Here is a 13,338-nt window from a genome sequence, read left to right as displayed (position 1 = left end):
GCAGCACCGTACCGGAAAGGTCAGGTGTTGCACTCAGTTTTCGCGGCCGGCCTGTCTGGCGCCGGGAACAGGCTCAACATGGGATAGTATTCGGCTGACACAGCTGAGTCTTAAGCCGTTGTCACGCAGAAGCGCAATGCGATTTCGCATCAACAAATCGTAATCTGGCACCTCGCGCGTGGTCAGTGCCAGGGAATCGATGCCTGTACGCTCGGCAATGATTGGCCAAAGCTCCGGGACCAAAACACCCTCTAGATCTATGCAGGCCAGTTTCATAAGCCTCTCCTGAATCATCGCCCAACGCCAGGCAATACTAAGCTCGCGCCAAGACCAATCAGCGCGGTACCAATAACCCGGTCAACAATGTGCTGCTTTCTCAGTATGCGTCTACGCAGAGCCTCAGCGGAAAAGAATACCGCCACTAAGCTAAACCAAACCAAGTGAGACAACGACATAAATATACCGTAAGCAAAATTAACGTATAGAGAGCTATCGGCGCGCACTACCTGACTATAAGTTGCAACCACAAACAACATTGTTTTTGGATTGAGCGCATTAGTAAAAAAACCAGTCCGAAATGCTTTCCAAGCTGTAGACTCACGTCCGTCAGCCTCCCCTATCGTCAGGGCTCCAGCATTCATCAACGATTTAATTCCCAAGTAAATGAGATAGCCAGCGCCGAGCATCTTCATACTTATGAACAGTATGGGTGAGTGGGTAATTATTACAGCGATTCCGAAAACCGTGTAAAAAACATGGACCTGCACGCCACAAGCAATACCTAGCGCAGCCGTCAAACCATTCTTCCGCCCGAACGAGTAACTATTGCGGGTCACCATGGCAAAGTCGGGACCTGGACTGACAACAGCTAAGACAGTAATGGCGGCCACTGCAAACAATTCGTTCATTTACATTCTCCGAGGCGGTAAGACTAGCCTACCGCCAGGATCTATTAATCAGCGCTTACTGAAGGTGATAACCAATACATCTCGATAAGCGGGCAACTCTGGATCTATCTGAATGACCGGTGTTACACCATGCAGCACACGCTCGTCATTCACGATGGCGGCCTCCAACTCATGTGCAAGTGTAAGACTACTCAACGGTCGTCTATCACGGTCATAGATAGACGTTTCTCCATTAACGATGTTGACGCGATTAACCAGCATCATGAAAACGAAGTTTACCCCATCACGATGAATGCCTTCAGGAGTTGGTGAGGCTGGAAGCTGTGAAGCATTTATTCTGAACTGGTGAACCTCGATGTGCCAAGAATAATACGGAGCTAGGCTACTAAAACTGGCACAACATAGCTTCAATGCAGAGCGCAACACTTTCCCTTCGCTTATTTCGCCCTCTATCGGAGCAAAGTATCGTGGAATACCGCCGTTGAGGCTGTTGTAGTCAGTGCTCTGAAAGTGCGGTTGGTGCGGTTCCATAACGGGGCACTGTATGCCAGGACCAGCACTGTATGTCCCATGTCGGCGGAAACGGTACGTGCCGCCATCGCGCATATACGCGTCCTGCTCAAGGCGATTCCAGCTCTCCTGAAAAGCATGCCAATCATCCATGACGTCTGGGTCCATTGCAGTCAGCAGCTTGGTAGTCTTTCGGCCAGCAAGGAAAATGAAATCTTTTTGTGCTACTTTTTCGCACAGATTTCTGACTTCAGGCGACGGGTTGGTGAGCTGAGGGTGAAACATGACGGCATTTTGTATATCGCTTCGCATGTTATTCATAGGTCCTCCTGATGGGCAATACCACCGCTTTGACTCAAGTGGCAGCAGAAATCTTGCGGACCTACAAGCAATTAGAAAAACGATTTATCGTTTCCGATATCTGTGAGAAAACGTCGTCTATATGAATTTACCTCCGCTAGCTTCGTTTCGGTTTTTCACTGTTGCAGCCAAAACTCAGAGCTTCGTCAAAGCAGCTGAGCAACTGCACGTAACTCACGGCGCCGTTAGTCGTCAGGTGCGGCTGCTGGAGGAAGCTATCGGGGTCGAGTTATTTGATCGGCGCAACAGGGCAATATTTCTCAACCAGGCAGGCCACCTCCTTCTTAACGTGACAGCGCCCCTGTTCGATCAGTTGGAAGATGCCGTTTATCGCTTACAGCGAGAGGGTCGAGAAGACGTCCTTGTGCTCTCCTGTGAGCCCACCATCGCCATGAAGTGGCTGATCCCTCGACTTCCTGCTTTTCATGAAGCGCATCCGAACTTGCAGATCCAATTATTGGCCGCCGGCGGGCCGATTGATTTCGCCCGCTCAGGGGCTGATCTCGCAATCCGCCGCGATGACTTTCATTGGGGCAGCTCTGTACACAGCGTGAAAATCTGCGAAGAGTGGATCGGGCCGGTTTGTACGCCGCCAAATACTCCCGACAAGAAACGGCTGGACAAATTAAGCCTGTTACACAGCAAGACTCGCCCGATGGCATGGGATAATTGGCTACGCCTTACGGGAGTGGATCTCTCTGGTTCTATAAAGGTCGACTATGAGCATTTCTACCTGTCCATTCAGGCGGCGACGTCAGGATTAGGAGTAGGAATGGCGTCCCTATTTATGGTTCAAGCCGAACTGGAGTCCGGCCAGCTAGTTGCGCCGTATGGCTTTATCCGAGACGGTTCAACATATTGCCTTTTATCACCCAAAGCTTTGGATGAAAGTTCCAAGTGCAATATATTCAAGAGCTGGATAACGGAACAACTTGATCACTACATTGAGCTTATGGGTGGTGAGCTGCCGCCAACAGCTAACTCGACGAGCAGCCCACATCCCGCGGTATCTTCTTAGCAGGTAGGCCGTAACTCGGAATGCTGGCCGACAGCGGTTTTGTCAGTAAACCTGCCTACCTGATCGACACTCAGGGCTTGGGCAGATAGCCCGGCAACGCTTCCAGCCGCTCCATCCAGCGGGCGACATGGCTGTAAGGCGTCAGGTCCACATCCCCTTCCGGCGCCAGCACCACGTAGGGGTAAACCGCGCAATCGGCGATGGTCGGCCGGTCAACCGCCAGCCAGTCGTGGCGCTGCAGATGCTCGTCCAGCAGCTTGAGCACCGCCGGTGCCTTGGCCAGCGCCGCGGCCTTGTCCAGCGGGTAGCCGAACTTCTGCACCAGCCGAGCCGCATTCAGGCTCTGCTGGATCTCGTTGGCGGTGAAGGACAGCCACTGCACGATCTCCGCCTGCCCGCGCGGGTTGTCCGGCCACCACGCCAGGCCGCCGTATGCGCCGGCGAGGTAAACCAGAATGGCCTGCGAGTCGCGGACGATATGCCCGCCATCGTCCAGAATCGGCAACTGCCCCAGCGGGTTCAGCTCGGACAGCGGCGGCTTCTTGTGCGCGCCGTTGGCGAAATCCACAGCTACCAGTTCAAGGTCGATATTTGCCAGCGCAGCGAACAGCCGCACCTTGTAGCAGTTGCCGGATGGACCCAGGTCGTACAGTTTCATAGCGCACCTCCTCTGATGAGCTGATTGAATTCGAGAACGTTGCCGTCCGGGTCGCGGATGAACAGCGCGATCCGCCGCGGGCCGATGGGATGCGGCCCCTCGGTGATGACGATGCCCTGCGCCTCGAGCCAATGTTGGAGCGCCGCGAGGTCATCGACGATAAAGGCCGGATGGGTCATGCCCGGCCGCTTCACCGGCGCATCCAGCAGCACGTTGTGCGCATCAGCGGCACGCGCACCGTTGAAGATCAGGTTGATGCGCACGCCGTTCGGGCTGAGCATCTCGTTCGCTTCGAACAGCGGAAAGCTGGCGCTCTCGACGAAGCCCAGCGCCTGGTAGAAGGCCATCGCGCGCGGCCGGTCGCTGACACGAATGCCGATGTGGTCGTAGGCGAGAATGCGGGCGGGACTGGCTGATTGATTCATGTGCGAAACTCCAGGAGACCTCAGTCCCTGAAGTGTCAGCCGCCCTGCGGGTTTCACCTATACCGCCGGCCTGACAACATCTATGCAGCAATCGCACAAATCCAGGGGTGGCAATGGACAAGCTCAAGGCAATGGCCAACTTCGTTCGCATCGTCGACAACGGCAGCCTGAGCTCGGCCGCCGATGCCACCGGACAGTCCGTGGCGTCGGTGGTGCGCTCACTGGCCGCGCTGGAACGGCACCTCGGCGTGCGCCTGCTGAACCGCAGCACCCGGCGCATGGCACTCACCGACGAGGGCGCGGAGTACTTGGCCTGGAGCCGGCGCATGCTGGCGGACTTCTCCGACATGGAGCAGCGCCTGGAGGCCAGCGACGGCGCCGTCCGCGGCCTACTGCGCATCACCGCACCAGTGGAGTTCGGCCAGCGTTACGTCGCGCCGCTAGTGAATGAATTTCTCAAGGAGCATGCAGAGATCCGGGTCGAGCTGAACCTGAGCGACCAGATCGTCCCGCTGCTCGACGAACGCCTCGACCTCGCCCTGCGCATCGGCCACCTGCCCGACTCAGCCATGGTCGCCCGGCAGATCGGCAGCACCCGGCTGGTCACCTGCGCCAGCCCGGACTACCTGAGCACCGCTCCCGCCATCGACACCCCGGCAGCACTGGAGGACCACGCCTGCATCCTCTTCGCCGCCCAGGGCCGCCACTGGTACTACCGCCACGGCGAAAAGGAACAGGCCGAAGAAATCACCCCACGCCTGACCTGCAACCAGATCCGCACCGCCAGCCTGGCTTGCGTGCAAGGCCTCGGCATCACGCGGCTGATGCACTATCAGGTCGCCGATGAACTGGCTGATGGTCGTCTGGTAAGGGTGCTCAGGGATTACGAACCGAAGGACCTGCCGATCCAACTCGTCTACCCTCACGCCTTGCAGCTATCGCCAAGGGTGCGGGCGTTTGTGGAGTGGGTTTGTCTGAAGTTGGAGAGGGGTTTGCCGGGGTTGGGGTAGAGGCTGCTTGCGACCGAAAGCCGCCGCGGCCCTAACTTTTGTATGATTAGGACGCTGTTTGCCCGAGAACCGTTTCCGAGCCGTATGATATCGTTCAACCTAAACCACGATAGAAAATTAGTGCCTCATACACCACCAACTTAAATATTAATCTTAAGTATATTTAGTACTTCTCCATCATTTCGAAATTTAAAGGAATTGAGCAACCTATGAACAATAACCTTTCGACACCTATTAAGGAAGAAATTGAAGGACTAAGTCTTGATGAGGACTCCGCTTGGGCTGACTACCCTATTGATACCATTCTTATCAGGAATGAAAACAGAACAGTACATGATGTTTTAAGGAGAATCGAAAAGGGTGCCTTTGTTATGGACCCCGATTTTCAGAGAGATTTTATTTGGCCAGATGACAAGCAGAGCAAGCTTATTGAATCGGTTTTAATGCGCATACCGCTGCCAGTTTTTTACTTGGCTGAAAACGATGAGGGGAAAATGGTTGTTGTTGACGGCTTGCAAAGGTTGTCAACCTTTCAAAGATTTGTAAATGACGAGCTCCGCCTAAAACTGCCGGAGCAGAAAGAGCTAAACAAGAAAAGATTCAGCGACCTCTCCCCCAAGCTCCAAAATCGGATCGAAGATTGCAACCTAATCCTATATATAATTGATGCAAAAGTTCCTCAAAAAGCGCTACTTGATATTTTTGAGCGCGTCAACAGCGGAGTCCCTCTTACCAGGCAGCAAATGCGGAATTGTTTGTTCAGCGGAAAGGCCACATCCTTCTTAAGAACAGAAGCCAGCACGCCAATATTTAAACGGGCAACTGGTAATAGCCTTCAACCATCTACAATGCGTGATCGAGAGATCATAAACAGATTCTGCGCATTTAAGCTACTAAACAAAAATGACTACCGCGGAGATATGGATCAATACCTAGCAGAAACACTTAAACACATGAACGCACTCGACAATGCTGCCCTTGAGCGGCTGTCGTCACAATTCAGAACAAGCCTCAAGAATAATTACACAGTCTTCGGAAAGCACGCATTTAGAAAACATCAGGAACATCAAGAGAGTAGGAACGTGTTCAATGCATCGCTATGGGATGTAATGTCAGTGTGCCTATCCAGATATTCTGAGAACATAGTTGAAGCGCGAGCGGAAATGATTCGCGACGGCTTTTATGCACTCATGGAAAACGACGACTTTATCGAATCTATAACGTTAGGCACAAACCAAGTTAATCGTGTTAAGCGTCGATTTGATCTTGCAAAACAAATGATTGAGGAAGCCATTAATGCTTAGACAAATAGACCTCAAGCATTTCAAGTGCTTTGATGATCTAAAACTCTCGCTTTCGAATCTAACTCTGTTAACGGGTTCAAACGCCTCAGGTAAGTCCTCTGTACTGCAAGCACTTGTTCTGCTCAACCAAACCATGCGAGAGGACGAATGGTCCAGTCGTTTAATACTAAATGGGCACACAATTAAACTGGGCACGGTCGCAGATGTTGTCGATAAAGTTCATGGTCGACACTCTAGTGAAATTAGCCTGCACGACAATGAATCAAAATGCCGCTGGTCCTTCTCTGGCGAGCGCCAAGATATGTGCATGAATGTCGATTCGGTTAGATTTAACGGAGTTGAGCATGTATCGCCTAGAAATCTTCAGTACCTGCTCCCATACTCTACAGAGCTAGGGGCGCCACCCTTAGCGGTACGCTTGAAAAGAATGACTTATATTACTGCTGAGCGAGTGGGGCCCAGAGAGTTTTACTATCTAGAGGATAGGGATAACTCTCCCGTTGTAGGTCCGGCGGGCGAAAAAGCAGTTAGTGTACTGCACTTAGGGCGCGAGGAAAGAGTACTCGAGCGCCTGGTGCTTGAAGGAGTACCACCAACCCGGCTTCGCCAAGTCGAAGCTCGTATGACTCAGTTTTTTCCTGGCTGTGGCTTGATAGTTCAGTCCGTTCCGCAAACCAACGCAGTAACTCTCGGGCTTCGCACTTCCGAAGATACTGACTTCCATAGGCCTGTCCATGTTGGGTTCGGGCTAACGCAGGTTCTACCCATCGTAATAGCTGCACTTTCTGCAAACGTGGGTGATCTGTTACTTATAGAAAACCCAGAAGTTCATTTGCACCCCGCTGGACAAGCACTTATGGGGAGATTTCTTAGCCAAGTGGCTAGCGCAGGCGTGCAAGTTATAATCGAATCGCATAGCGACCATATACTTAACGGAATTAGAAGATCAGTCAAAACAGGCTCACTCACTCCAGACCAAGTTGCAATACATTTTTTTAGACCTCGATCAAGCACAGGCGAACAAGTACAGACATTAAGTCTTGACTCAACTGGAAATGTCGACGCTTGGCCTTCGGGCTTCTTTGATCAAATAGATATTGATGCGAACTTCTTTGCAGGCTGGGGCGAGTAAAATGGGTTACCTAGTTAATAACCTGTCATTACATGGCCAATTTCCAGACATGGACTCCTTCGGCAGATCCGTTCGAGAGATCATGGCCATCAGAAGTCTAGTTATTTCATCTGGCCTATCCGTTTATTGCCATAGACAGATGCTGCTTTGCAATGTAGCCACTGATATCCCTTTATCTAAGGCGGTTAATTGTCTTACCCATGATGAGAAACGAGCTTTTCTGCTTTGGATCATTCAACATGGTCCTTTTTGGGACGAGGCAAGATGCCACAACTCTGACGACTGGTTAGAAGCCAAGCTTGACATAGTTACGGATAGCGCTGTAGCAGAAGCCGCTTTTTTTAACCTTAGAGGCATCAATCGAAGCTTGATTAGTTTTTCACCCTCAGATTGGAACTACTCCCCGATTGATGTTAATCATATAAGTGACGAAGGAGAATCAAAAAAAACAAGCATTCTTAATTACTGGGAAAAACAGCAAATAGAGAACGCTCTTAAAGAAAATCCAGTAAGAATTGACTCTTGGCAGTTGCTCGGTGACGCTGTTCAGGCGCAGTGCAGTAACCTTACATTTACAGACGAAACCTTTGCTCCATTAACCGGGCATCCGTTCAGTGAAAATGCCGCAGTAAGGATTTTATTCATCTGCAACACGCTTAACAAATTAAAGGCTTGTTTCAATGAAGAGGGGCAACGAACAGCGGAAGGGCATGAAATATATCAAAATTTTTTCACCGGAAAAAAAGAAAACGGAGGTCGCGGCGCACTCTTTTCTGACTCATCAGATAGCGAAAAGAAAGAATTCAGTGATGAAATGACGTTTAGGATCCCAGGCCTTGAAAACAAAGCTATTTTTTGCCCCTGGCATGGAAAAGTGCAAACCCCTCAATTCAGAGTTCACTTCTCGTGGCCAATGAGACACGATGAAAAGACTTACATCATGTACGTCGGCCCAAAGATAACTAAGAGTTAGCTTCTTTTTCACAATTACACTTCGCGACCGATCTTGATCCCTTCAAAGCAGGACTTAAAATATTCTAAAAAGAAGACATAGCTATTCTTCAGGCCGCTGAATAACATCCACCTCATATATCGTAAAAGTCAGGCCTAGTAGCTAATGGCCTAAATTCTAAGAGCGAGTTTAGGGAAGCCGGAAAGCGCAACCACCGCTGCACGCATCGAACGACCTTCGCGGGATGAAAACAGTAAGTCCTGCACGCCCTACCCACCATTGCCCCCCCTGCTTCATCCCGATGCTAGAGTGCTCGCTCCATAGCCGCACAAATCCAATCACCTAGCGAGGCCCCCATGCTCAACCATGTAATGGTCGGTTCGAATGATATTGAACGGTCGAAGCGGTTTTACGACGCCGTGCTCGGCGTACTCGGTGCAGGCGAGCCGCTGCGCAATGTGGCGCCGTCCGGGCATACCCGCCTGTTCTACCGCCACGACGGCAGCCTGTTCGGCGTGACCGAACCCATCAATGGTGAGGAAGCGACCGTCGGCAACGGCGGCACGATTGGTTTCAAGTGCAGCTCGGCCGAGCAGGTCAAGGCGTTTCACGATGTCGGCGTCGCCCATGGAGGCACCACCTGTGAGGAGCCGCCGGGACTGCGCGAAACCAGCCTCGGCGCGTTGCACCTCAGCTATGTACGTGACCCTGACGGCAACAAGCTGTGCGCCATCTACCGCCCGCAGTAATCTCCCCGCTCTCTCAACGCCGCATGCCCCATGCGCGGCGTTGAAAGCTGAGCCTCATGCGCCGCTTGTAGCGACGCATGACGCTTCACGAGACCGCGGCGATTCCCTCCGTTTGCTCTCTCCCCTCGCCCATCAGGGTTTAACGACCATTCCAACGCCACGCCCGCGCGGGTCTGATCCGGTCTGCAGACGCGTGCCGTCGACGCGTATCGCCTGGATATCACCCATCAGCCAGCCCTGATCCTCGAGCGTGTAGCCCATGGCTTTAAGCTCGTCGGCAACCTTGCCGGTCAGCGGTGCATGGGCGTCGTAGTAGATGGTGTCCTTCGGCAGCAGCTGATGGTGCACGCGCTGTGCAGCCACGGCTTTTTCCAGCGGCATGTCGAAGTCGTAGATGTTGTTCAGCACCTGAAAGATCGAGGTGAAGATGCGCGAGCCGCCCGGCGTACCGAGCACCAGGCTGACCTTGCCGTCGCGCGTGACGATGCTCGGGCTCATCGAAGACGGCATGCGTTTGCCCGGCTCGATGGCGTTGGCGTCGCTACCGACCACACCGAAGGCATTGGCAACGCCGGGCTTGGCACTGAAGTCGTCCATCTCGTCGTTGAGCAGGAAGCCGGCGCCCTTGACCACCACACCGCTGCCGTAGTCCAGATTGAGGGTGTAGGTGTTGCTGGCCGCATTGCCGTCGGCATCGACGATGGAGAAGTGGGTCGTCTGCGTCGATTCGAGGCCCGGACGCACCTTCTCGGTTTCGGAAATGGCCGCGGGATTGATCTCGGCTGCGCGCTGCTTCAGATAATCAAGCGATGTCAGCTTCGCTGACCGGCACGTCGGAATAGTCCGGGTCACCGAGGTAGTCGGCACGGTCGGCAAAGACGCGTTTCTCGATCTCCGCCAGCAGGTGGATGTAGCGTGCCGAGTTCAGTTCGACGCCCTTGAAGTCTGCGGCGCGCTGCTCCTTCATGCCGATCAGCTGCGCCAGGGCGATGCCGCCAGAGCTGGGCAGTGGCGCGGTGTAGAGGCTGTTGCCCTGCCAGTCGACACGCATCGGTTCGCGCCATTTGACGCGGTAGTCGGCCAGGTCCTCCTTGGTGATCAGCCCGTCATCACGCTGCATCTGCGCAACCAGCAAGTCGGCGGTCCTGCCTTTGTAGAAGTCATCCGGCCCCTTGTCGGCGATGCGCTCCAGGGTCTCGGCCAGCTCCGGCTGGCGGAAGGTGGAACCCGGCCGCATGCTCCCGAAGTAGTCCTCGAAGTTGGTCGTGCCGTTGAACAACCCGATGGCGTCCTCGCGGTACTGGAACTGCTGGTCAGCTACTGTGAAGCCTTCACGGGCATAGCCGACCGCCAGGGTGATGAGTTCGCTCCAGGGCAACTTGCCGAAGCGCTGGTGTGCCTCCCACATGCCCAACACGGTGCCGGGCGCGCCGGACGCCTTGGCGCCGACCAGGCTCAGGTTCTCGATCACCTCGCCCTTGTCGTCGAGGTACATGGTCTTGCTGGAGGCCTTGGGCGCAACTTCCCGGTAGTCCAGGAAATACGGTTTGCCGTCCATATACAGCGTCATGAAACCACCGCCGCCGATATTGCCCGCCTCGGGGTAGGTGACGGCCAGGGTGAAGGCGGTCGCCACCGCGGCATCCACCGCATTGCCGCCGGCCTTGAGCACCTGGGCGGCCACCTTGGCGCTGTACTCGTCGGGTGCGGCGACCGCCCCGCCTTCCAGAAGCGCGCCTTGGGCGATGTGGCCCGTGGCGACGATCGCCACGCCAAGGGTCAATCTGCTGATCTGAAGCAAACGCATCGTGCTCATCCTTATTCTTGTGGTCACCGCCGCCCCGCGATGGCTGGGGCGGTTATCACCAACATAGACAATGGGGGCGAGGCGTAGGTGCGCAGCGGGCTTGAGGAGAATGCCGCGCCGGCCGAGAGAGAACGCGTGCTTCCGAAATGTGCCTATGAATATGCAGGCGAAGCCTGACTGGAAAAGCCAGACCTCAATATCGGCGAGGCATGCAGACTGGATATTTGTGAAAAAAATTTGCAGCGATGAGAGCGCGTCTGCTTGGCCCGCAATCGCATCTCAGGCCTTTGTTACGCGGTTTCGTCCGCCGGCACGAGGACGCCTATCGAGCCTGGCTGTCCGTCAGCGTCCGCTCCGCGGCTGCTTACCACGGCAACCCCTCCCCGCTATACGCATAAAAACCACCACTGGCCTCCGGTCCCAGACCATCGATCACCCGCAACAAATCCCGCGCGGCATCGCTGGCGGGACGGCCGATTTCGGTTCCGCGAAAAGGCTGCGACAGCCGTGAGTTCACCGTGCCCGGGTGCAGCGCCAGCAGCACGGCATTCGGGTGGCTACGGCGGACTTCGATGGAGGCGGTCTTGAGCAGCATGTTCAGTGCGGCCTTGGAGGCGCGGTAGCTGTACCAGCCTCCGAGGCGGTTATCACCGATGCTGCCGACCTTGGCCGAGAGCATGGCAAGCACGCCGCGCTGGCGGTCGAGCAGGCCGCTGAAGTGGCGCAGCACCACGGCCGGGCCGAAGGTGTTGATCTGGAAGGTGGCGAGCAACTGCTCCTGGTCGAGATCGGCCAGGCGTTTCTCCGGCATGAAGTCGGCACCGTGCAGCACGCCCGCGGCGTTGATGATCAGATGAAATGGCCCCTGCCCCGCCACGCTGGCCGCGGCCTGTTCGATGCTGGCGGGAACGGTCAGGTCCAGCGCCGGCTCGGACGAGCGGCTCAGGGCGATGACCGACGCGCAGCGCGGGTCACTGCGCAAGGCATCGACCAGTGCGGCACCGATGCCACCGGATGCGCCGATGACCAGCGCGCGAAACCCTTCGGGAAATGATTCCAGTGGCATGACGATCTCCAGCAGATTTACGGTCGACGGACGCCCGCTTCACTGCGCCAGCGTTCGATATGTTCGGCGAGCAGGTCGGCGATGGGCAGGCAAGCGCCGAGCCGGTAGAGGTTCCAGTAATGGCCTTCCAGGGTGCGGTTGATCAGCAAGGTGCCGGAAGCCGGTTGCAGGCTGCCGAGTGCGGACATCATCAGGGGGAACAGCTCGGACAGCCGTTGATGCAGCGCCGCCTCGCGGAAGTCCCACTGCGCGCCGGTTTGCAGCAGCGGGTGCAGCATCAGGTGAATGCTTCGGTACAGCCCGTGCGGCGGCGTGCTTCCCGGCTGGCGCCCGCCCAGGGCCTGAAAGCCAGGCTCCAGCGCCTCGCTGGAGGTGCCACGCAGTGCTTCGAATATCTGCACGTAGCCGGCCAGCAAGCGCGGTTCCAGGCGCAGTACGCTGCCGAAATCGTAGACCACCAGCTCGCCAGTCTCTGTCCAGGCGAGGTTGCCGGGATGCGGATCGGTATGCAGCCGTTGCAGACCGAATGCCTGCTCGGCCAGCCATTGGCAGAGGGTTTCGGCCAGGCGCTGGCGCACCTCCGCCGGGGCCTGTTCGACCTCGGCCATGGAGCGGCCCGGCAGGTCTTCCAGCACCAGCACACCGGGCCGGCAGAGTTCGCCCGCGGCAAAGGGAATGCGGATGCCCGGCCAGTTGCTGAAGTGCTCGCGGAAGGCTTCGAGGTTGGCGCGCTCGGCCTCGTAGTCGAGTTCCTCGGCAATGGCCCGTTGCAGCTCGATATACACCGCATCGAGACGCGCGGGCGGCGTGCCGAACAGTCGCCCGAGCGGCATCAAGCGGCGTAGCTGGCGCAGATCGGCATCGCAGATGGCGCGGATGCCGGGGTACTGGACCTTCATGATCAGTGCCCTGCCCTGCCGATCCCGAGCGCGGTGGACCTGGCCCAGCGAGGCCGCCGCCGCGGGCTCAGGCTCGATGGATTCGAACAGTTCGTACAGCTTGCCGTCGTAGACGCGCTGCAGATTGGCTTCGAGCGCGTCGAACGGCAGCGAGGGCACCTGATTCTGCAAGCGCGCCAGCGCGGCGCTGATCGGATCAGGCAGCAGGTCCTGCCATTGCGAGGCCTGCTGACCGAGCTTCAGCACCGGGCCTTTCATCTGCCCAAGCGCATCACCGAGCAGTTCGCCGACCGGCACCCAGTCGATACGCGCCTTGCCTGGCGTGATGCGCTGCACCAACAGGTTGCCGGCAATGCGCGCGCCAGTGCCGCCCAGTTGCAGAAAGCGGCCCAGTGCCGAAGCCGACGGACGAGAGAATCGAGACATGCAGGCGACCCGCAAAGGCAAAGGCTGATCATGGGGCAGCCCGGCCCATGATCCAAGGTTCAATGGTTGCAGTCTGTTGCGCAGCGGAGGGGTTCGAAGTAGCTCAAGGGCAAC

General features: G+C 56.0%; 13 protein-coding genes and 1 pseudogene. 6 read left to right on the top strand and 8 right to left on the bottom strand.

From position 1 onward, the window contains the following. Nucleotides 1-33: 33 nt before the first annotated feature. The 3 genes from RT582_RS12595 to RT582_RS12585 are packed head-to-tail and all read right to left on the bottom strand — an operon-like array spanning nucleotide 34 to nucleotide 1,739. Nucleotides 34-276, bottom strand: coding sequence for a hypothetical protein (locus RT582_RS12595; RefSeq protein ID WP_313477645.1), 243 nt, complete (start codon nucleotides 274-276; stop codon nucleotides 34-36). 14 nt (nucleotides 277-290) lie between these two features. Then, nucleotides 291-908 carry a LysE family translocator gene (locus RT582_RS12590; protein ID WP_003300809.1) on the bottom strand — a complete coding sequence of 206 codons (618 nt, stop codon included), beginning with the start codon at nucleotides 906-908 and terminating at the stop codon, nucleotides 291-293. 48 nt (nucleotides 909-956) lie between these two features. Continuing rightward, nucleotides 957-1,739 (bottom strand): 2OG-Fe dioxygenase family protein, encoded by a 783-nt coding sequence (locus RT582_RS12585; RefSeq protein ID WP_272867665.1) that lies wholly within the window; start codon nucleotides 1,737-1,739, stop codon nucleotides 957-959. A gap of 121 nt (nucleotides 1,740-1,860) precedes the next feature. On the opposite strand from RT582_RS12585, the gene RT582_RS12580 reads away from it, so the two are divergent. Next, nucleotides 1,861-2,796: a LysR substrate-binding domain-containing protein gene (locus RT582_RS12580; protein WP_037000029.1), complete on the top strand. Its 936-nt coding sequence runs from the start codon at nucleotides 1,861-1,863 to the stop codon at nucleotides 2,794-2,796. Between the two features lie 70 nt (nucleotides 2,797-2,866). On the opposite strand, the gene RT582_RS12575 is transcribed toward RT582_RS12580, so the two are convergent. Both RT582_RS12575 and RT582_RS12570 read right to left on the bottom strand, forming a co-directional pair. Further along, nucleotides 2,867-3,454, bottom strand: coding sequence for a glutathione S-transferase family protein (locus tag RT582_RS12575; protein WP_044316310.1), 588 nt, complete (start codon nucleotides 3,452-3,454; stop codon nucleotides 2,867-2,869). After that, nucleotides 3,451-3,879 (bottom strand): VOC family protein, encoded by a 429-nt coding sequence (locus RT582_RS12570; protein ID WP_044316309.1) that lies wholly within the window; start codon nucleotides 3,877-3,879, stop codon nucleotides 3,451-3,453. The genes RT582_RS12575 and RT582_RS12570 overlap by 4 nt, the downstream gene beginning before the upstream one ends. A 113-nt stretch (nucleotides 3,880-3,992) precedes the next feature. Between RT582_RS12570 and RT582_RS12565 the strand changes: the two genes are divergently transcribed. From RT582_RS12565 to RT582_RS12545, 5 genes are all read left to right on the top strand, one after another. After that, complete coding sequence (locus RT582_RS12565; protein WP_279947111.1) at nucleotides 3,993-4,889, top strand: LysR family transcriptional regulator; 897 nt, start codon at nucleotides 3,993-3,995, stop codon at nucleotides 4,887-4,889. A 209-nt stretch (nucleotides 4,890-5,098) separates the two neighbouring features. Beyond that, nucleotides 5,099-6,193, top strand: a complete 1,095-nt coding sequence (locus RT582_RS12560; RefSeq protein ID WP_279947112.1) for a DUF262 domain-containing protein — start codon at nucleotides 5,099-5,101, stop codon at nucleotides 6,191-6,193. Then, nucleotides 6,186-7,325 carry an AAA family ATPase gene (locus RT582_RS12555; protein ID WP_279947113.1) on the top strand — a complete coding sequence of 380 codons (1,140 nt, stop codon included), beginning with the start codon at nucleotides 6,186-6,188 and terminating at the stop codon, nucleotides 7,323-7,325. The genes RT582_RS12560 and RT582_RS12555 overlap by 8 nt, the downstream gene beginning before the upstream one ends. An 82-nt stretch (nucleotides 7,326-7,407) precedes the next feature. Next, nucleotides 7,408-8,298, top strand: a complete 891-nt coding sequence (locus RT582_RS12550) for a hypothetical protein (protein ID WP_279947114.1) — start codon at nucleotides 7,408-7,410, stop codon at nucleotides 8,296-8,298. A gap of 335 nt (nucleotides 8,299-8,633) precedes the next feature. After that, the gene (locus tag RT582_RS12545; RefSeq protein WP_073303885.1) at nucleotides 8,634-9,026 is read left to right on the top strand and encodes a VOC family protein; all 393 of its coding nucleotides are present in this window, start codon (nucleotides 8,634-8,636) and stop codon (nucleotides 9,024-9,026) included. Nucleotides 9,027-9,158: 132 nt separating this feature from the next. Here the strand turns inward: RT582_RS12545 and ggt are convergent. The 3 genes and pseudogenes from ggt to RT582_RS12530 form a co-directional block, all read right to left on the bottom strand. Continuing rightward, nucleotides 9,159-10,833 (bottom strand): annotated as a pseudogene (gene ggt, locus RT582_RS12540) (gamma-glutamyltransferase). A gap of 364 nt (nucleotides 10,834-11,197) precedes the next feature. Next, nucleotides 11,198-11,899: an SDR family NAD(P)-dependent oxidoreductase gene (locus RT582_RS12535; RefSeq protein ID WP_313477638.1), complete on the bottom strand. Its 702-nt coding sequence runs from the start codon at nucleotides 11,897-11,899 to the stop codon at nucleotides 11,198-11,200. A gap of 17 nt (nucleotides 11,900-11,916) precedes the next feature. Beyond that, a complete protein-coding gene (locus tag RT582_RS12530; RefSeq protein ID WP_044314447.1) occupies nucleotides 11,917-13,224 on the bottom strand; it encodes an ABC1 kinase family protein in 1,308 nt (435 codons plus the stop codon). Nucleotides 13,225-13,338: the final 114 nt, after the last annotated feature.

Origin of the sequence: Stutzerimonas kunmingensis, assembly GCF_032106285.1 — a bacterium.
Lineage (GTDB): Bacteria > Pseudomonadota > Gammaproteobacteria > Pseudomonadales > Pseudomonadaceae > Stutzerimonas > Stutzerimonas kunmingensis_B.
Note: the sequence above shows the minus strand (reverse complement) of the source record. Positions and strands in the feature narration are given on the sequence as shown.